The sequence below is a fragment of the Photorhabdus khanii NC19 genome (genome assembly GCF_000517265.1).
GTDB classification, from domain to species: Bacteria; Pseudomonadota; Gammaproteobacteria; order Enterobacterales; family Enterobacteriaceae; genus Photorhabdus; species Photorhabdus khanii.
The window spans coordinates 132537-151339 of the sequence record NZ_AYSJ01000004.1; the positions used below are offsets into that span (position 1 = coordinate 132537).

Genomic DNA, 18803 nt, shown 5'->3' on the forward strand with positions numbered 1-18803 from the left:
GGCATAACGCCACTGATGACGGAACCGCATAAATATCTATGAAGAAATGTTATCCAACTTTGCTGGCCACAATGGTATGGGCCGCACTTTATAGTCAGCATGCACATGCTGATCTCGCAGCACAATGCATGCTGGGTATACCTGTTTACGACCAGCCAATAATTAATGGCGATCTAAATCAACTTCCTATCAATATCCTGGCAGATGACTCACACGCAGATTATCCACGTTCTGCTAAGTTCAGCGGTAATGTCAATATTACACAGGGTAATAAAACGCTGACCGCCGATAAGGTACAACTTGATCAAACAGAGGATGAAGTTCCATTAAGGACTGCTACTGCTACGGGCAATGTTCATTATGACGACCCCCAAATTATTCTGAAAGGTCCACGCGCTTGGTCTAATTTAAATAATAAAGACACAGATATGGATCAAGCCGATTATCAGATGGTCGGGCGTCAGGGACGCGGCATCGCAGATAAAATGAAACTGCGTGGTGAAAACCGTTATGCCATTCTGGATAATGGTTCTTTTACTTCCTGCCTGCCTGGTAATGATAGCTGGAGCGTTGTTGGCTCCGAAGTCATTCTCGACCGAGAAGAAGAAGTCGCTGAAATATGGAATGCCCGTTTCAGAGTGGCGAATGTTCCGGTATTTTATAGTCCCTATCTTCAATTACCGATCGGCACTAAACGCCGCTCTGGTTTCCTTATTCCTAACGCCAGCTATTCCAAAAATAACGGTGTTGAATTTATTCTGCCCTATTACTGGAATATCGCACCGAATTATGATGCCACGATTACGCCGCATTATATCAGTAGACGTGGTTTAAAACTGGATAATGAATTCCGTTATTTAACCAAAGCAGGTGCAGGTACACTTGCGTTCGACTGGCTGAATAATGACGATCTGTATGTTAAAGATAAAAATGCAAGAACACGTACCGCCAGAGAGAGTGATAATCGCTGGTTATTTTACTGGGGACACAGTGGTGTGATGGATCAGGTATGGCGCTTTAATATCGACTATACCAAAGTCAGTGATCCTGAATATTTTTCTGACTTTAGTTCTCAATATGGTTCCACCACCGACGGCTATGCTACACAGAAACTTAGCCTGGGATATGCTCAACAAAACTGGAATGCCACCTTATCCACTAAACAATTCCAGATTTTTTCTAAAGATACCAATAGAAAAGCCTACAGAGCTGAACCACAGTTAGATCTGAACTATTACAAAAACGATCTGGGGCCATTTGATCTTAAGGTCTATGGTCAGGCGGTAAAATTTACCAGTGTAGGTAAAGATAATCCGGAAGCAACCCGCTGGCATTTGGAACCCTCCATTAACCTGCCACTTTCCAATGGCTGGGCCAGTATGAATAATGAAGTTAAGCTGATGTCGACTCACTATCAGCAGGATATTCCCAAATCTCTTGAAAATACTGAATATAAAGAATCGGTTAACCGGGTTCTGCCGCAGTTCAAAAGTGAAGCCAAAATGGTGTTTGAACGTTCAACATACCTGAACAGCGATTACACCCAAACGCTGGAACCACAGGTTCAGTATCTGTATGTGCCATACAAAAACCAGGATAATATCAATAACTTCGATTCATCTTTACTGCAAACTGACTATACCGGCCTGTTCCGTGAGCGCTTTTATGGTGGCCTGGACCGCATTTCATCCGCTAATCAAGTCACTACCGGCCTCACTACCCGCATTTATGATGAGAGTTTAGTTGAACGTTTTAACCTGTCGTTAGGTCAAATCTATTACTTTGAACGTCCACGTACCGGTGAGGAAAATATCATTAACAGTAAAGACAGAACAGGTATGATGACCTGGGCTGGTGATACTTACTGGAAAATTAATGATTCCTGGGGTTTAAAAGGCGGTGTGCAGTACGATACCCGTCTGGGCAGCGTAACGATGGGGAATACCGTACTGGAATATCGCCGTGATGCAGACCGGCTTATCCAGTTGAACTATCGTTTTGTTGACAGAGATTATATCCAGGCCACAGCTAAAAATGCCCCAGCCTTCCAGCAAGGGATTTCTCAACTTGGTCTGGTTGCAAGCTGGCCGTTAAGTGATCGCTGGGCTTTGGTTGGCGCTTACTACTATGATACCAAAGAGCAGCAACCTGCAAGTCAGTTAGTGGGCTTACAATACAACACTTGCTGCTGGGCGGTTAACGTCGGTTATGAGCGTAAAATCGTTGGTTGGAAAGACAACAATAGTGAATATGACAACAAATGGTCATTTAATTTTGAACTCCGAGGCTTAAGTAACAATCATAGTCTGGGTAGCCAGAAAATGTTGCAGTCTGGCATCATGCCATACCAGCGTGCATTCTGATGCTAATAACGCTTTGATATTAAACAATATAAGTCCGCTATCGCGGAACCTACATATGATGGGAAAAGTATGAAGAACTGGAGAACGCTCATTCTCGGATTGATGTTTTCAGTGAGTACCGCCTTCGCTGCACCTCAGCAAATGGATAAAATCGCTGCGGTTGTCAATAATGGGGTAGTACTGGAAAGCGACATCAGCAGCCTCTTACAGTCCGTTAAACTGGATGCGCAACGTGCAGGCCAGCAGATACCGGACGAGAAAATGCTACATAATCAGATCCTTGAGCGTCTGATTATGGATAATATCCTGCTACAAATGGCAAAACAGATGGGGATCGCCATTCCTGATCAGGCTCTGGATTCCACCATTGCAAATATTGCAGCCCAGAACCATATAACTGTGGATCAGATGAAACTCCGTATCGCTGCTGACGGGATGAATTTCGATACTTATCGTAATCAGATCCGTAAGGAGATGATCATTGCAGAAGTGCGCAACAATGAAGTTCGCCGTCGTGTCACCATTCTGCCTCAGGAAATTGACGCCTTAGCGAAACAAATTGGCAACCAGAATGCTTATGATACTGAACTGAATATCAGCCACATTCTGATCCCACTACCAGAAAACCCTGACCAGGCACAAATGGAAAAAGCCACGGCTGTAGTACAGAAAATTATGTCTGAACTTAAGCATGGCGTTGACTTCGGTAAACTGGCTATCGCCTATTCCGCTGATCCACAAGCCCTGAAAGGCGGTAATATGGGTTGGAGTAAGCTTCAAGAATTGCCAACCCTGTTTGCCGAGCAACTGCAATCAGCCCCGAAAGGCGCGGTCGTTGGCCCAATCCGTTCTGGTGTTGGTTTCCATATTCTCAAAGTCAATGATATCCGTGGCGGTAATGCGACAATCGCAGTCACTGAAGTTCATGCCCGTCATATTCTACTGAAAATTTCACCCGTCATGACCGATGATCAAGCGCGTACTCAGTTGCAGCAAATCGCCGGTAATATTCGCAGCGGAAAAACGGATTTCGCTGATGCCGCAAAAGCGTTTTCAGAAGATCCCGGTTCAGCCCTGCGTGGTGGCGATCTCGGCTGGACCACACCAGATATCTATGATCCCGCCTTCCGTGACGCGTTAATGCGACTGAATAAAGGTGAAATCAGCCAACCGGTTCATTCCTCTTTTGGCTGGCATCTGATTCAATTGCTGGATACCCGTAAAGTCGATAGAACAGATGTCGCTCAGAAAGATCGTGCTTATCGTATGTTATTCAACCGTAAATTCACCGAAGAAGCACAAAGCTGGATGCAGGAACAACGCGCCTCAGCTTATGTGAAAATTTTAGATGGCAGCGATGCACAACAATAAACCTATTGTGATTACCCCCGGCGAACCGGCCGGGATTGGGCCCGATTTGACTGTCGCTCTTGCTCAACAAAGCTGGCCCATACAATTGGTCGCCTGCGCAGACCCCAGTTTACTTCTGGACAGGGCCAGACAACTCAATTTGCCTTTACAATTATTAGAATATTCGCCTGATAAAATACCCGAACCCCAGGCTGCCGGAACGTTGACTATATTGCCAGTTCCTCTGCATGTACCGGCAATCGCCGGCGAGCTGAAGCAGGAAAACGGCAGATATGTGACTGAAACTCTGGCAAGAGCCTGCGACGGTTGCCTGAATGGCGAGTTTTCAGCGTTAGTCACAGGACCGGTTCATAAAGGGAATATCAATGATGCCGGCGTGCCTTTTATCGGCCATACCGAATTCTTTGCTGATCGCAGTGGATGTCAGCGGGTTGTCATGATGCTTGCGACAGAGGAACTTCGGGTTGCTCTGGCAACAACGCATCTGCCCATTGTTGATGTACCAAAATCCATCACTGCCGATAGTCTGCGGGAAGTTATCACGATCCTTAACCATGACTTAAAAACAAAGTTTGGCCTGGCAAAACCCTGTATTTATGTTTGTGGTCTGAATCCCCATGCAGGAGAAGGTGGTCATATGGGGCGGGAAGAGATTGATGTCATTATTCCCGTGTTAGAAAATCTGAGAGCAGAAGGTCTTATATTAGAAGGACCTTTGCCGGCAGATACCCTGTTCCAGCCTAAATATCTTCAACATGCAGACGCCGTTCTCTCGATGTATCACGATCAGGGATTACCCGTGTTAAAATATCAAGGTTTTGGCAGAGCTGTGAATATTACCTTGGGCCTGCCGTTTATCCGTACTTCTGTCGATCATGGCACAGCATTGGAACTGGCTGGTACAGGTCAAGCTGATGTGGGAAGCTTTATCACCGCATTGAATTTAGCAATTAAAATGATACAAAACAGTAATGAATAATAGAGTCCACCAAGGGCACTTCGCCCGTAAACGCTTCGGGCAAAACTTTTTAACCGATCAGTTTGTCATTGATAGTATTGTTACCGCTATCAATCCACAACCAGGCCAGGCAGTGCTGGAAATCGGCCCCGGTCTTGGCGCATTGACAGAACCGGTTGGTGAGCGCATGGATAAAATGACTGTGGTTGAACTCGACCGCGATTTAGCTGCACGTCTGCAAGTTCATCCGCAATTAAAAGATAAGCTGACCATTATCCAGCAAGATGCAATGACCGTTAATTTTAGCGAATTGTCTCAACAAAGAGAGTTGCCGCTGCGGGTCTTTGGTAATTTACCTTACAATATTTCCACGCCGTTGATGTTTCACCTTTTCAGCTATACTAATGCTATTGCTGATATGCATTTTATGTTGCAAAAAGAGGTAGTAAACCGACTGGTAGCAGGCCCCGGCAGCAAAGCTTTCGGGCGGTTAAGTGTCATGGCCCAATATTATTGTCAGGTTATCCCAGTGCTGGAAGTACCGCCAACCGCGTTTACTCCCGCACCTAAAGTCGATTCAGCAGTTGTACGTCTGATACCGCACAAAAGCATACCTCACCCGGTCAAAAATATTCGTATGCTAAGCCGGATCACTACTCAGGCTTTCAACCAACGGCGTAAAACTATCCGTAACAGCCTCGGTGATCTTTTCACTGTAGAACAGCTCACAGAACTGGGTATCAATCCAGGTACACGCGCAGAGAATATTTCTGTTGAGCAATACTGCAAAATGGCAAACTGGTTATCGGAACAACCTGAAATGCAGTCATAACAGGAGTCAACCATGATTAATGCGCCCAGAGTTTCTATTCAGGTACAAAGTGTTTATGTCGAGAGCCAATCGTATCCCGAGCAACAGCGTTTCGTTTTTGCCTATACAATCACTATCCGTAATCTTGGGCGCGAACCGGTTCAGTTAATCAACCGTTATTGGCTAATTACCAATAGTGACGGTCACCAGACTGAAGTTCAGGGGGAAGGTGTTGTTGGTGAACAACCCATAATCCTGCCTGGTACAGAATACCGTTACACCAGTGGCGCTATATTAGAAACGCCTTTAGGCACGATGCAAGGCCATTATGAAATGGTCGATCACAATGGTGATCCATTCCGCGTTGCCATTCCGGTTTTCCGTTTGGCTATCCCAACTCTGATTAATTAATTATGTCTACCTATCTGATCGGTGATATTCATGGCTGCTATCATGAATTACGAGTTTTATTAACTAAAGCCAATTTTGATCCCAAAAAGGATACATTATGGCTGACAGGAGACTTAGTTGCCCGTGGCCCAGATTCTCTTGAAGTTCTGCGGTATGTTAAACAGTTAGGTTCAGCCGCAAAAATAGTATTAGGCAATCATGATCTTCATTTATTAGGCGTTTATGCCGGGATCAGCCGTAATAAACCTAAAGACAAAATTAATGAATTACTGTCCGCTCCAGATGCAGACGAATTAATTAATTGGCTACGCAAACAACCGCTATTACAGTGCGACGATGATCTGAAACTGGTCATGACACATGCGGGTATTACGCCCCAATGGGATCTGGAAACAGCTAAAATATGCGCTGGCGAAGTTGAAGTCATGCTCAATAGTAGCAGCTATCCTCTGTTTCTCAATTCAATGTATGGGGATATGCCGAATAACTGGTCACCGGAACTTTCTGGACTGGGGCGCTTACGTTTCAGTACCAATGCATTAACACGTATGCGTTACTGTTTTCCAAATGGTCAGCTAGATATGCTTTGCAAAGATAAACCCGAAAGTGCTCCCGCACCGCTGAAACCTTGGTTTGAACTGCCATTGCCAATCCCTGAAGAGTATTCCATCGTTTTCGGCCACTGGGCCTCACTGGAAGGTCAGGGAGTACCAGAAAGATTTTATGCATTGGATACAGGTTGCTGCTGGGGAGGCGAGCTAACCATACTGCGTTGGGAAGATAAACAATATTTTACGCAACCATCGCTGTCAGCCGTAAAACAGCACTAAAACCAGACACGCCGTGAAGAAAGTTCATCGGCGTGTTTTATCAATTAGATACGGCGTTGTAAAATCTCAAAACAGTAGCTGTGAGAATTTAATCCATCTGCATCATGGTATTCAGTAAATTCAGAATCCCACTCATCTGGCTCATAATCAGGAAAATGAGTATCACCTATCACTTCTGCATCAATATGAGTCAGATACATACGGCTAGCCAGCGAGATGAACTGGTCATAAATTTTACCGCCCCCCATCACCATAATCTCTTCTGCATCACCGGCTACTGCCAGTGCTTCATCAACTGAACTTACCCAGGTTACACGTTCATCGTTACCCGGTTGACTACTCAATACAATATTGAGCCGCCCTGGCAATGGGCGACCTATGGATTCATAAGTTACTCGTCCCATAATGACTGGTTTATTCAATGTATTACGTTTAAACCAAGCCAGATCCCCCGGCAGATGCCACGGCATTGTATTCTCCATGCCGATAATCCGATCCATAGCTAAAGCAGCGATCAAGCTGATATTCATTGAGTCACCTTATAGGCAAATAGTATAAAAATTGGTGACACTATACGGAAAGGGATGTACCCAGTCGATAGGATCAACACTTTCTTAAGTACAAAAAATTCATTTATACTTGATTTGTCGATTAAGATATTTATTGATCAAAATAATAACAAATCTAATATTAACTATAGGGTACATTATGCTGGAAACATCACTGTTCGTCATCACCATATCAACTTTGGGCATGCTCTCTCCCGGTCCCGATTTCTTTCTGGTAGTCAAAAATGCCATACGTTATCAACGTCCTGCCGCAATGATGACAGTGATGGGATTAATTGCCGCTATCGCCTGCCATATGGTTTACTGTGTCGCTGGACTGGCTATTCTTATTACCACTACTCCGTGGTTGTTTAATCTGATGAAATATGCCGGAGCGGCTTATCTTATTTGGATCGGGATCAATAGCCTGCTTTCCCGCGGAGGAAATACCGTCACTCTTGATGACCAGACACGACAAATTGTCACTTTTAAAAAAGCGTTTATGCAGGGATTTCTATGTAATCTGCTGAATCCAAAAGCAACCTTATTCTTCCTGGCAATATTTACTCAGATACTAAACGTCAATTCGGGTGTTGATGAAAAATTATGGTATGCCTTTATTATCTGGAGCCTGGCGGCCATCTATTGGCCATTATTGGTAATATTGATCCAGAGTGCGCCAGTACGCCGTGGATTAGTTAAAGCTCAAAAGATTATTGATAAACTGCTTGGCGTTGTTTTGATTGGCTTAGGTGTCAAAGTGGCACTGGGATAACAGGAGTTCATTCCCTCCCTTTAAGTTTTCAATGAATATAAAAAAAGTGCGCTTAAATTAGAGCGCACCTTTTTATTACTTCAATTAATCAGAATACAGACTAGCTATTAATCTCCGCATGCATTTCCTGTACAGAGATCACCTGCTCGGTTGGATCTGCGCTCAGTGCCATTGTTGTAGCAAAACCGCCATTCAATGTAGTGTCATAATGCACTTTATATTGCAGTGCACTACGGCGAATAAGCTTGGAATCCTCAATCGCCTGACGACCAGCGGTGGTGTTCACTATATAGCTATACTCACCATTTTTGATTCTATCCTGAATATGCGGACGCCCTTCGTGAACTTTGTTCACCAAGCGAGGATTGATTCCCGCTTCACCCAGCACAACTGCCGTACCGTGAGTCGCATCCAATTCAAAGCCCTGCTTCAACAACTTCGCCGCTAAATCTACGACTCGGCCTTTATCACCATCACGCACCGACAAAAGGGCTCTGCCACTCTGTTTCATTCTGGAGTCACATCCCAACAGGGCTTTTGAGAAAGCTTCTGCAAAAGTACGGCCAACACCCATCACTTCCCCGGTTGAGCGCATTTCAGGCCCAAGAATCGGATCCACACCAGGGAATTTGTTGAAAGGCAGTACAACCTCTTTCACCGAGTAGTATGGCGGGATGATCTCCTGAGTTGCGCCCTGTTCAGCCAGAGACTGGCCCACCATCACACGAGCGGCAACTTTCGCCAATGGCAAACCGGTAGCTTTAGAAACAAATGGCACAGTACGAGCCGCGCGAGGGTTGACTTCAATCAGGTAAACCTCGTCATTCTTGACTGCAAACTGGACATTCATCAAACCACGGACACACAACTCAAACGCCAGTTTTTCTACCTGCTGACGCATGACATCCTGAATTTCCTGACTCAATGTGTAAGCCGGCAGTGAACAAGCGGAATCACCGGAGTGAACACCTGCCTGCTCAATGTGTTCCATAATGCCACCAATCAGCACACGTTCACCGTCACAGATAGCATCAACATCCACTTCTATTGCATCATCAAGGAAACGATCAAGCAGTACCGGGGCATCATTAGATACACTGACCGCCGTCTGGAAGTAACGACGCAGGTCAGCTTCGTCATATACGATTTCCATCGCACGGCCACCCAGAACATAAGATGGGCGAACCACCAGCGGATAACCCAGCGCATTCCCTTTCTCAACCGCTCGTTCAATCGTCGCCACAGTGGCATTTTCTGGTTGTTTCAGACCGAGACGATTGACCGCCTGTTTGAAACGCTCACGATCTTCAGCACGATCAATCGCATCCGGGCTGGTACCAATAATTGGCACACCTGCGGTTTCCAACTCACGAGCCAATTTCAACGGAGTCTGCCCACCATACTGAACAATCACCCCTTTTGGCTGCTCAACACGCACAATTTCAAGCACATCTTCCAAAGTAACCGGTTCGAAATAGAGGCGATCCGAAGTGTCGTAATCCGTTGAAACTGTTTCTGGGTTACAGTTCACCATAATGGTTTCATAACCATCTTCACGCAGTGCCAGTGATGCATGAACACAGCAGTAGTCAAACTCGATCCCTTGTCCAATACGATTAGGACCACCGCCCAACACCATGATTTTCGGCTTGTCACTATTCGGATTGGCTTCACACTCATCTTCATAAGTGGAATACATGTACGCGGTATCAGTCGCAAATTCTGCCGCACAGGTATCAACCCGTTTGTAAACCGGATACAGATTATATTTGTGACGCAGTTTGCGGATCTCTTTTTCCGCCACACCGACCAGTTGCGCCAGACGTGCGTCAGCAAAACCTTTGCGTTTCAAATGACGCAGGAAATCGACAGTCAGGCTGTTAATTCCCTGTTCAGCTACTTGCTCTTCCAGTCGCACCAATTCTTCAATTTGCACTAAGAACCAGCGGTCAATATCAGTCAGATTGAAAACACCATCAACCGACATACCGGCACGGAAAGCATCGGCGATATACCAAATACGCTCCGCACCAGCATCTTTCAATTCACGGCGTATTTTGGTCAATGCTTGTGGATCATCCAGACTAACTTTCGGATCAAAGCCGGTTGCGCCCACTTCCAAACCACGCAACGCTTTTTGCATGGATTCTTGCTGAGTACGGCCAATCGCCATCACCTCACCAACAGATTTCATCTGAGTCGTCAGGCGATCATTGGCGCCGGCAAATTTCTCGAAATTGAAACGAGGAATTTTAGTCACTACGTAATCAATAGAAGGTTCAAAGGAAGCTGGCGTGCGACCACCAGTGATATCATTCATCAGTTCATCAAGGGTATAACCTACCGCCAGCTTGGCGGCAATTTTAGCAATCGGGAAACCTGTCGCTTTCGAAGCCAATGCAGAAGAGCGGGAAACCCGCGGGTTCATTTCGATGATAACTAAACGGCCATTTTTCGGGTTCACCGCAAACTGAACGTTAGAGCCTCCGGTTTCCACACCGATTTCACGCAGTACCGCCATCGAAGCGTTACGCATGATTTGGTATTCTTTATCTGTCAGGGTTTGGGCCGGTGCAACAGTGATGGAATCGCCAGTGTGAATCCCCATGGCATCGAAGTTTTCAATCGAACAGACGATGATGCAGTTATCATTTTTATCACGCACCACCTCCATTTCATACTCTTTCCAACCAATCAGCGATTCATCAATCAATAGCTCATTGGTCGGCGAAAGATCCAAACCACGCTCACAAATTTCTTCAAATTCTTCGCGGTTATAGGCAATCCCCCCCCCACTTCCTCCCATAGTAAAGGAAGGACGGATAATACAAGGAAAACCAACTTTATCTGCAACGGCCAGCGCTTCTTCCATTGAATGGGCGATACCAGAACGCGGAGTTTCCAAGCCTATCTTTTTCATTGCCATATCGAAACGGCGACGATCTTCCGCTTTATCAATCGCATCTGCGGTAGCGCCAATCATAGTCACGCCAAATTCTTTCAAAACCCCCTGGCGTTCCAGTTCCAACGCACAGTTCAGCGCAGTTTGTCCACCCATGGTTGGCAAAACTGCATCAGGACGCTCTTTTTCAATGATTTTACGTACCACTTCCCAGTGGATCGGCTCAATATAAGTGGCATCCGCCATTTCTGGATCAGTCATGATGGTGGCAGGGTTTGAGTTCACCAACACAACACGATAACCTTCTTCCCGTAACGCTTTGCAAGCCTGTGCACCTGAATAATCGAATTCACACGCCTGGCCGATAACAATTGGACCAGCACCCAAGATCAGGATACTTTTAATATCAGTACGTTTTGCCATTTTATTCTCTCCTGATTACTTGGTGTTATGACGATTATTTTGCTGACAGTGCTGTTTAATCAGCTCGATAAAGTGATCGAACAATGACGACGTTTCATGTGGGCCAGGGCTAGCTTCCGGATGCCCCTGAAAGCTGAATGCCGATTTATCTGTGCGATGAATTCCTTGCAACGTACCATCAAACAGGGATTTATGGGTCACACGCAGATTGGCCGGCAATGACTTTTCATCTACAGCAAAACCGTGGTTCTGTGCGGTAATCATCACAATATTACGATCAAGATCTTTTACCGGATGGTTAGCTCCGTGATGGCCAAATTTCATTTTCATTGTTTCGGCACCACTCGCCAATGCCAGCAATTGGTGCCCAAGGCAAATACCAAAGATTGGAATATTTGTCTCAAGGAGAGTTTTAATTGTTTCAATCGCATAGCCACAAGGTGCCGGATCGCCCGGGCCATTGGACAAGAAAATACCATCTGGATTCAGCTTCAATACATCCTCAGCCGGTGTCTGAGCGGGAACCACTGTCAGGCGACAGCCACGATCTACCAGCATCCGCAAAATATTGCGTTTTGCACCAAAATCGTAAGCAACAACATGATAAGGCAGCTCTTGCTTCTCTTCCGGTAATCCATCTGCCAGAGTCCAACTTCCCTGTAACCACGGATAAACCTGCTCCGTTGTCACCTCTTTTGCTAAATCCATCCCTTCCAGCCCTGGGAACGCTTGTGCTTTTTCTAGTGCAACCTGAGCGTTAATCTGCTTACCTGCTATAATACAACCATTCTGTGAACCTTTTTCCCTTAACAAGCGGGTCAGTTTACGGGTATCGATATCCGCTATCGCAACAATATTATGGCGTTTAAGGTAATCAGAAAGCGTTTCTTCGCTACGGAAGTTACTGGTCAATAACGGCAGATCACGAATTACCAGCCCCTGGGCCTGAACTTTTAGTGATTCTTTATCGGCTGAGTTAACACCGACATTACCAATATGGGGATAAGTAAGAGTGACAATTTGGCGGGAATAGGAAGGGTCTGTGAGAATTTCTTGATATCCGGTCATTGAGGTATTGAAAACCACTTCCCCAACTGCCGCCCCTTCAGCACCTATGGCGCGACCGTGGAATTGGGTTCCGTCTTCCAGAACCAATATAGCTGACTTAATCAAAACACCCTCCAGAGAATAATAAATCACAATTAGTGCATATTAATTCAGATTTGTTCGTCAAAATCAATGCCAAAGCTGCTTTTTAGGCAAAATTTCGGCAAATTGCGCGCATTCTAATGATGAGAGGGATAGTTGTCTATAAAAAATGTTACTTTTATTATTTTTTTGCACACTTCACCGAAAAAACCAACAAAAGAAGACCAAAAACAGAAATAAAGTTAACTTAGAAAACGGTTGCCAGCATAGAAGATTTAATTTTTAGGCGAAAAACTGAAAAGAATCATAAAAAGGAGAAAAAATAAGACAATAACGGTAAAAAATAAGACAAAAATAAGAAAAATCAATGACAATAAAATATAATAAAACAAAACAACCAAAAATCGCACAATATATAAATTAATCATGCGATATCAGGTGGTTATAAAAATATTTTTTAAATTAAATCGAGCTTTAATACATCTTTCATATCAAAAAGACCATTTTTTTTACCACTTAACCATAATGCTGCCTTCACTGCCCCATTTGCAAACGTCATCCGGCTGGAAGCCTTATGAGTTATCTCAACTCTCTCGCCAATATCTGCAAACATAGCGGTATGTTCACCTACGATATCCCCGGCACGGATAGTAGCAAAACCAATACTTTTCGGATCACGTTCACCGGTATAACCTTCACGGGCATAGACAGCACACTCTTTAAGATCCCGCCCTAAAGCATGGGCAATAGATTCTCCCATCGCTAACGCCGTTCCTGATGGCGCATCCACTTTATGGCGGTGATGTGCTTCGATAATCTCGATATCAGTATATTCACCCATCACTTTCGCCGCTTTTTCCAGTAATTTAAGCACCAGATTCACACCAACACTGAAATTTGCAGCAAATACTATCGGGATCTCCACAGAAGCATCTTTAATCGCCTGCTTATCTTCATCATCAAAGCCTGTGGTACCGATAACCATCGCTTTACCGTTCTGACGACAGATTTCAAGATGGGCAAGCGTGCCTTCCGGGCGGGTAAAATCGATAATGACATCAAAATTATCAACAACATTTTTCAGGTCATCACAAACAGTAACGCCTGTATTACCGATACCCGCCAATTCTCCGGCATCCACGCCAATCAGAGAAGAGCCTGAGCGTTCTAAAGCTGCACCAAGAGCGACGCCACTCAATTGATGGATAGCCTGTATTAACTGACGCCCCATACGCCCACCAGCACCAACAATCGCAACACGAATTTCTGTATCAGCCATAAACCCTCACTGTGAATTAATCCCTTTCCTGATTTAACACAGGCGATCAGTCAGATAAATATCTTAAATCAATAGATTACGAGCAACCTCACTCATAATCCGGCGCAGTACTTTAAATTACTTAACTAATCTGTTTAACTTCAACACGTAACTCTTTCGGCACTTCGAAAACAATATTTTCTTCCCTGCCATGTAATTCCTCGACAGAATCAGCACCAAGATTTTTCAGCCGCTCAATGACTTGCTGAACTAAGATATCCGGTGCCGAAGCTCCCGCAGTCACGCCAATCAGAGAAACACCTGTTATCCATTCTTTTTTAATATCATCAGCAGAATCTATCAGGTAAGCAGGTTTACCAACACGTTGAGCTAACTCTGCAAGGCGGTTAGAGTTAGATGAATTCTTCGAACCCACAACCAATACAACATCAGCATCAGATGCCAGATCCCGTACCGCTTCCTGGCGGTTAGTCGTCGCATAGCAGATATCATCTTTACGCGGGCCGACAATGTTGGGAAATCGCTCATTAAGCGCATCAATCACTTCTGAAGTATCATCAACAGATAACGTTGTTTGAGTCATAAAACACAAGTTATCTTCATCTTTGACGTTCAGATTCCACACATCTTCGGGAGATTCAACCAGATACATTCCACCATCAGCATTATTGTACTGACCCATTGTCCCTTCAACTTCCGGATGCCCAGCGTGACCAATAAGAATAGCTTCTTTGCCTTTGCGACTAGCTCTGGCTACTTCCATATGGACTTTAGTTACCAAAGGACAAGTCGCATCGAACAGCATCGTCAGATTGCGGGAACGGGCTTCTGCGCGGATCGCCTGTGAAACGCCGTGGGCAGAAAAAATCAGAATCGCATCATCGGGTACTTCTGCGATGTCTTCAATAAAGATAGCACCCCGCTTGCGCAGGTTATCCACAACATAGCGGTTATGTACAACCTCATGGCGAACATAGATCGGTGCACCATATAATTCCAGAGCACGTTCTACAATACTGATGGCTCGGTCAACGCCGGCACAAAAACCACGCGGGTTAGCCAACAATATCTGCATGGTTTTCCTCCAACTGTGGATCAATTTCCAACACTTCAATCTCAAATGTGATGTTCTGATCGGCTAACGGGTGATTGAAATCAACAGTGACGGACTCCTCTGCCACTTCTTTTACAATGCCTGGCATTTCACTGCCATTCATTGCCATAAATAACATTATAGTTCCAATTTCAGGAATCCCCGTTTCGGCAAAATCACGCGGAGTAAAATATTGAATCAGATCAGGATTCGGTTTACCAAATACAGCCTCACCAGCCAGAGTAAATGTGTGTTTATCTCCCTCTTTCAGACCAGTAAGCTGCTGTTCCAAAGGAGCAGAAAGGGTTCCATCACCTAAACGGAATAATGCAGGTTTACCCTGATGGTGGGAGGAATCGGCAGTAGAACCATCTTGCAGTTTTAATGTGAAATGCAGTAAAACCGCACTATCTGCATGCACCTGCTTTGACATATTGCTTAGAACCTATTTTATTTGCCTATTTTATTTGCCGTTTTTTGTCGTAAAAAGTGAACCTGAGCACTGCCAAGTTCACTATTCATTCACAAGAACGACTTGGACAATAACGCCTAGTAAAATAGGCTTTTATCCCGCTTTAATTGTCTTTTCATCCGGGCTTAAAAAGCTATCAATGATAACCAATGCGGCCCCGATGCATATCGCCATATCGGCGATATTAAAGGTTGGAAAGTGCCAGTCACCGACATAAAAATCAATAAAATCGATGACAAAACCATGGACCAACCGGTCAAATAGATTACCCAATGCTCCACCAATAATCAGGGCATAAGCGATATTACTCAGTTTCTTCTTTGCACTGGAACGATACATCATCACCATCAATACGACTGAAATAGCAACGGCAATTAATGCAAACAACCAACGCTGCCAGCCGTCTTTATCCGCAAGGAAACTGAAAGCCGCCCCCAGATTCTGGGCATAAGTCAGGTTGAAATAAGGTATTAATGGAACGGATTCATACAGATAAAAGTGCTTCAGCACTAACTGTTTACTACCCAGATCCAGAATCAATACCACGACAACTAACCAAAGCCAGCGAAGGCCAGTGGAACAAATGGGTCTATTCATCAGGCAAATTTACGCTCTTCACCGTTACCGGCAACATTAGTTACACAGCGGCCACAAAGTTCTGCGTGCTCCGCCACCAATCCCACATCTTTAGCGTAATGCCAGCAACGAGGACATTTTTCACCATCCGCTTTACGGAAAGCAACTTTCAGGCTGTCGATTTCGCTTTGCTGCGCATCGTCACCCGCCTGTTCATAAGCCGCAACAGAAACCTGAGATGTCAGCAGAACAAAACGCAATTCATCTCCCAGGTTGTTCAATTTATCAGCCAGTTCATTATTTGCATACAGAGTGACGGCGGCTTCCAAAGAGCTGCGGATGTGTTTATCAGCACGTGCCTGCTCCAGCACTTTATTGACTTCACCACGAACAGCCAGTAAATCAGCCCAGAAAGCATCATTCATTTGTTCGCCGGCGGCCAGACCAAACAAGCTGTCATACCACTCTTCGGTAAAGACATACTGAGCGCGTTTACCAGGCAATTCATTCCAGACTTCATCTGCGGTGAAGGAGAGAATAGGCGCCATCCAGCGAACCAGTGCTTCTGCAATATGATACAGCGCAGTCTGGCAACTGCGGCGAGCCAGACTATCGCCCTTCGCGGTATACTGACGGTCTTTAATAATATCGAGATAGAACGACCCCATTTCCACAGAACAGAACTGCATTAAACGCTGAACAACAGAGTGGAAATCATACTGATCGTAACATTTTATAATGTCTGCCTGAGCAGCCTGAGCACGGCCTACAGCCCAGCGATCCAACACAGCCATCTCTTCCGGTTTAACCCTATGTTGTTCAGGATCAAAACCATTCAGGTTTGCCAGCAGGAAACGCGCTGTGTTACGGATACGACGATATGCATCAGCAGAACGTTTCAAGATCTCATCCGATACCGCAATTTCACCGGTGTAATCAGTAGAGGCAACCCACAGACGCAAAATATCCGCCCCTAATTTATTCATCACATCCTGTGGACTGATAGTGTTGCCGATAGACTTGGACATCTTACGGCCCTGACCATCCACCGTGAAACCGTGTGTCAGTACCTGACGGTAAGGCGCTTTGCCTTTCATTGCGGTGGAGATCATCAGGGAAGACATAAACCAGCCACGATGCTGATCTGAACCTTCCAGATAGATATCCGCAGAATTACCCTGAAATTCAGAACGAGCATCAACAACCGATGAATGGGTTGATCCAGAATCGAACCATACATCCAGAGTATCAAAGATTTTGACATAGTTAGCCGCATCATCACCCAGCAGTTCGGCTGGATCCAGATCCCACCACGCCTGAATACCATCCACTTCAACACGTTTGGCAACTTCTTCCATCAGTTCGACAGTGCGTGGATGAAGTTCTTCCGTCTCTTTATGGACAAACAGGGACATAGGGGTGCCCCAGGTACGTTGACGTGAAATACACCAGTCAGGGCGGTTCTCGACCATTGCCTCAATACGGGCCTGCCCCCAGCCTGGGATCCACTGAACACCTTTGATCTCTTTCAGAGATTGTTTGCGCAGACCATTTTGATCCATGCTGACAAACCACTGCGGCGTAGCACGGAAAATGATGGGTGCCTTGTGACGCCAGCAGCAAGGGTAGCTGTGCTGTAATTTTTCCAGATGTAACAACGCATGGTTTTCACGCAGGATATCCGTAATGATGTCGTTCGCCTTAAAGACAAACATGCCATCCAGAGAAGGATGAGTCCCCGGCAGATAGCAGCCATTCGGGCCAACCGGGTTTGCGACTTCTAAATCATATTTCTGACCAATGACAAAATCGTCCGGGCCATGACCTGGCGCGGTATGAACAGCACCAGTACCTGCATCCAGAGTCACGTGATCACCGAGCACAACCGGTGAATCAAAGCCCATAAATGGATGTTTGAAGCATAACCGTTCCAGTGCAGCACCCGCACAATTCCCCAGCACTGTCCACGCAGTCACACCCGCACGCTTCATCACACTTTCAACCAAATCAGCAGCCAGGATCAGACATTCACCCTCAATCTGTACTAATTGATAGTCAAATTCAGCATGCAAAGCGATCGCCCGGTTAGCCGGTAACGTCCACGGCGTGGTTGTCCAGATCACCAAAGAAACGGGTTGATCTGATGCCTGCACGCCAAATTTCTCGTAAACAGCTACCGTATCAACAGCACCAAAACGCACGTCAATCGATGGCGAAGTTTTGTCATAATACTCAACTTCCGCCTCAGCCAATGATGAACCACAATCCGTACACCAGTGAACAGGTTTTGCCCCTTTCAACAAATGTCCATTGGCAACAATACGGCTTAATGCACGAATAACATTGGCTTCAGTCTTAAAGTCCATCGTTAGGTATGGACGTTCCCAATCACCTAATACGCCCAGACGGATAAAGTCTTCCTTCTGACCTTCTATCTGCTCTTTGGCATATTTGCGGCATTCGGCACGGAATTCAGCAGCGGAAAACTTTTCTCCCGGTTTACCAATAATCTGCTCAACCTTGAGCTCAATGGGTAAACCGTGACAATCCCAACCGGGTACATATGGCGAATCATATCCCGCCATCCCTTTGGATTTAATAATAATATCTTTGAGAATCTTATTAACTGAGTGACCAATATGAATGCTGCCGTTCGCATAAGGAGGGCCGTCATGCAGAATAAATGTTTTTTTACCGGCTTTTGCTTTACGAATTACCTGATACAACTCATCTTTGTACCAACGTTTTAGCATGTCTGGTTCGCGCTTTGCTAAGTCTCCGCGCATTGGAAACCCTGTTTCTGGTAAGTTCAGGGTATTTTTATAGTCACTCATTCGATTCT

15 protein-coding genes are annotated in these 18803 nt (G+C 45.3%); 7 read left to right on the forward strand and 8 right to left on the reverse strand.

Translation table 11 applies throughout. The annotated features are described in order from the left end of the window. The first annotated feature begins 38 nt into the window (after window positions 1–38). From lptD to apaH, 6 genes are all read left to right on the forward strand, one after another. Complete coding sequence (gene lptD / locus PTE_RS05045; protein ID WP_036843829.1) at window positions 39–2363, forward strand: LPS assembly protein LptD; 2325 nt, start codon at window positions 39–41, stop codon at window positions 2361–2363. A 69-nt stretch (window positions 2364–2432) separates the two neighbouring features. Next, window positions 2433–3734 carry a peptidylprolyl isomerase SurA gene (gene surA, locus PTE_RS05050; protein ID WP_036843831.1) on the forward strand — a complete coding sequence of 434 codons (1302 nt, stop codon included), beginning with the start codon at window positions 2433–2435 and terminating at the stop codon, window positions 3732–3734. Beyond that, window positions 3721–4713, forward strand: coding sequence for a 4-hydroxythreonine-4-phosphate dehydrogenase PdxA (pdxA, locus tag PTE_RS05055; RefSeq protein WP_198539234.1), 993 nt, complete (start codon window positions 3721–3723; stop codon window positions 4711–4713). The genes surA and pdxA overlap by 14 nt, the downstream gene beginning before the upstream one ends. Then, complete coding sequence (gene rsmA / locus PTE_RS05060; protein ID WP_036843833.1) at window positions 4706–5524, forward strand: 16S rRNA (adenine(1518)-N(6)/adenine(1519)-N(6))-dimethyltransferase RsmA; 819 nt, start codon at window positions 4706–4708, stop codon at window positions 5522–5524. Before pdxA ends, rsmA begins: the two co-directional genes overlap by 8 nt. A gap of 12 nt (window positions 5525–5536) precedes the next feature. Next, window positions 5537–5914 (forward strand): Co2+/Mg2+ efflux protein ApaG, encoded by a 378-nt coding sequence (apaG, locus tag PTE_RS05065; protein WP_036843834.1) that lies wholly within the window; start codon window positions 5537–5539, stop codon window positions 5912–5914. Between the two features lie 2 nt (window positions 5915–5916). Further along, window positions 5917–6744, forward strand: a complete 828-nt coding sequence (apaH, locus tag PTE_RS05070) for a bis(5'-nucleosyl)-tetraphosphatase (symmetrical) ApaH (RefSeq protein WP_036843836.1) — start codon at window positions 5917–5919, stop codon at window positions 6742–6744. Window positions 6745–6788: 44 nt separating this feature from the next. Here the strand turns inward: apaH and folA are convergent, their stop codons facing one another. Next, window positions 6789–7274: a type 3 dihydrofolate reductase gene (folA, locus tag PTE_RS05075; protein WP_036843837.1), complete on the reverse strand. Its 486-nt coding sequence runs from the start codon at window positions 7272–7274 to the stop codon at window positions 6789–6791. A gap of 178 nt (window positions 7275–7452) precedes the next feature. Between folA and PTE_RS05080 the strand changes: the two genes are divergently transcribed. Then, entirely contained in the window at window positions 7453–8067 is a 615-nt protein-coding gene (locus PTE_RS05080; RefSeq protein ID WP_036843838.1) for a LysE family transporter, read from the forward strand. Between the two features lie 100 nt (window positions 8068–8167). On the opposite strand, the gene carB is transcribed toward PTE_RS05080, so the two are convergent. The 7 genes from carB to ileS form a co-directional block, all read right to left on the reverse strand. Next, on the reverse strand, window positions 8168–11392 hold the full coding sequence (carB, locus tag PTE_RS05085) for a carbamoyl-phosphate synthase large subunit (RefSeq protein WP_036843839.1): 3225 nt from the start codon (window positions 11390–11392) through the stop codon (window positions 8168–8170). A 15-nt stretch (window positions 11393–11407) separates the two neighbouring features. Beyond that, window positions 11408–12565, reverse strand: a complete 1158-nt coding sequence (carA, locus tag PTE_RS05090) for a glutamine-hydrolyzing carbamoyl-phosphate synthase small subunit (RefSeq protein WP_036843840.1) — start codon at window positions 12563–12565, stop codon at window positions 11408–11410. A gap of 433 nt (window positions 12566–12998) precedes the next feature. Further along, window positions 12999–13820 carry a 4-hydroxy-tetrahydrodipicolinate reductase gene (dapB, locus tag PTE_RS05095; protein WP_036843842.1) on the reverse strand — a complete coding sequence of 274 codons (822 nt, stop codon included), beginning with the start codon at window positions 13818–13820 and terminating at the stop codon, window positions 12999–13001. Window positions 13821–13941: 121 nt separating this feature from the next. Next, window positions 13942–14895 carry a 4-hydroxy-3-methylbut-2-enyl diphosphate reductase gene (gene ispH / locus PTE_RS05100; protein ID WP_036843843.1) on the reverse strand — a complete coding sequence of 318 codons (954 nt, stop codon included), beginning with the start codon at window positions 14893–14895 and terminating at the stop codon, window positions 13942–13944. Beyond that, entirely contained in the window at window positions 14876–15346 is a 471-nt protein-coding gene (fkpB, locus tag PTE_RS05105; protein ID WP_036843844.1) for an FKBP-type peptidyl-prolyl cis-trans isomerase, read from the reverse strand. The genes ispH and fkpB overlap by 20 nt, the downstream gene beginning before the upstream one ends. Before the next feature lie 132 nt (window positions 15347–15478). Next, window positions 15479–15982: a signal peptidase II gene (gene lspA / locus PTE_RS05110; protein ID WP_036843845.1), complete on the reverse strand. Its 504-nt coding sequence runs from the start codon at window positions 15980–15982 to the stop codon at window positions 15479–15481. Further along, the gene (ileS, locus tag PTE_RS05115) at window positions 15982–18795 is read right to left on the reverse strand and encodes an isoleucine--tRNA ligase (protein ID WP_036843846.1); all 2814 of its coding nucleotides are present in this window, start codon (window positions 18793–18795) and stop codon (window positions 15982–15984) included. The genes lspA and ileS overlap by 1 nt, the downstream gene beginning before the upstream one ends. Window positions 18796–18803 lie beyond the last annotated feature (8 nt).

Coding starts and splice junctions, on each gene's coding strand:
- lptD (WP_036843829.1), top strand. CDS start 39: ATGAAGAAATGTTATCCAACTTTGCTGGCCACAATGGTATGGGCCGCA.
- surA (WP_036843831.1), top strand. CDS start 2,433: ATGAAGAACTGGAGAACGCTCATTCTCGGATTGATGTTTTCAGTGAGT.
- pdxA (WP_198539234.1), top strand. CDS start 3,721: ATGCACAACAATAAACCTATTGTGATTACCCCCGGCGAACCGGCCGGG.
- rsmA (WP_036843833.1), top strand. CDS start 4,706: ATGAATAATAGAGTCCACCAAGGGCACTTCGCCCGTAAACGCTTCGGG.
- apaG (WP_036843834.1), top strand. CDS start 5,537: ATGATTAATGCGCCCAGAGTTTCTATTCAGGTACAAAGTGTTTATGTC.
- apaH (WP_036843836.1), top strand. CDS start 5,917: ATGTCTACCTATCTGATCGGTGATATTCATGGCTGCTATCATGAATTA.
- folA (WP_036843837.1), bottom strand. CDS start 7,274: ATGAATATCAGCTTGATCGCTGCTTTAGCTATGGATCGGATTATCGGC.
- PTE_RS05080 (WP_036843838.1), top strand. CDS start 7,453: ATGCTGGAAACATCACTGTTCGTCATCACCATATCAACTTTGGGCATG.
- carB (WP_036843839.1), bottom strand. CDS start 11,392: ATGGCAAAACGTACTGATATTAAAAGTATCCTGATCTTGGGTGCTGGT.
- dapB (WP_036843842.1), bottom strand. CDS start 13,820: ATGGCTGATACAGAAATTCGTGTTGCGATTGTTGGTGCTGGTGGGCGT.
- ispH (WP_036843843.1), bottom strand. CDS start 14,895: ATGCAGATATTGTTGGCTAACCCGCGTGGTTTTTGTGCCGGCGTTGAC.
- fkpB (WP_036843844.1), bottom strand. CDS start 15,346: ATGTCAAAGCAGGTGCATGCAGATAGTGCGGTTTTACTGCATTTCACA.
- lspA (WP_036843845.1), bottom strand. CDS start 15,982: ATGAATAGACCCATTTGTTCCACTGGCCTTCGCTGGCTTTGGTTAGTT.
- ileS (WP_036843846.1), bottom strand. CDS start 18,795: ATGAGTGACTATAAAAATACCCTGAACTTACCAGAAACAGGGTTTCCA.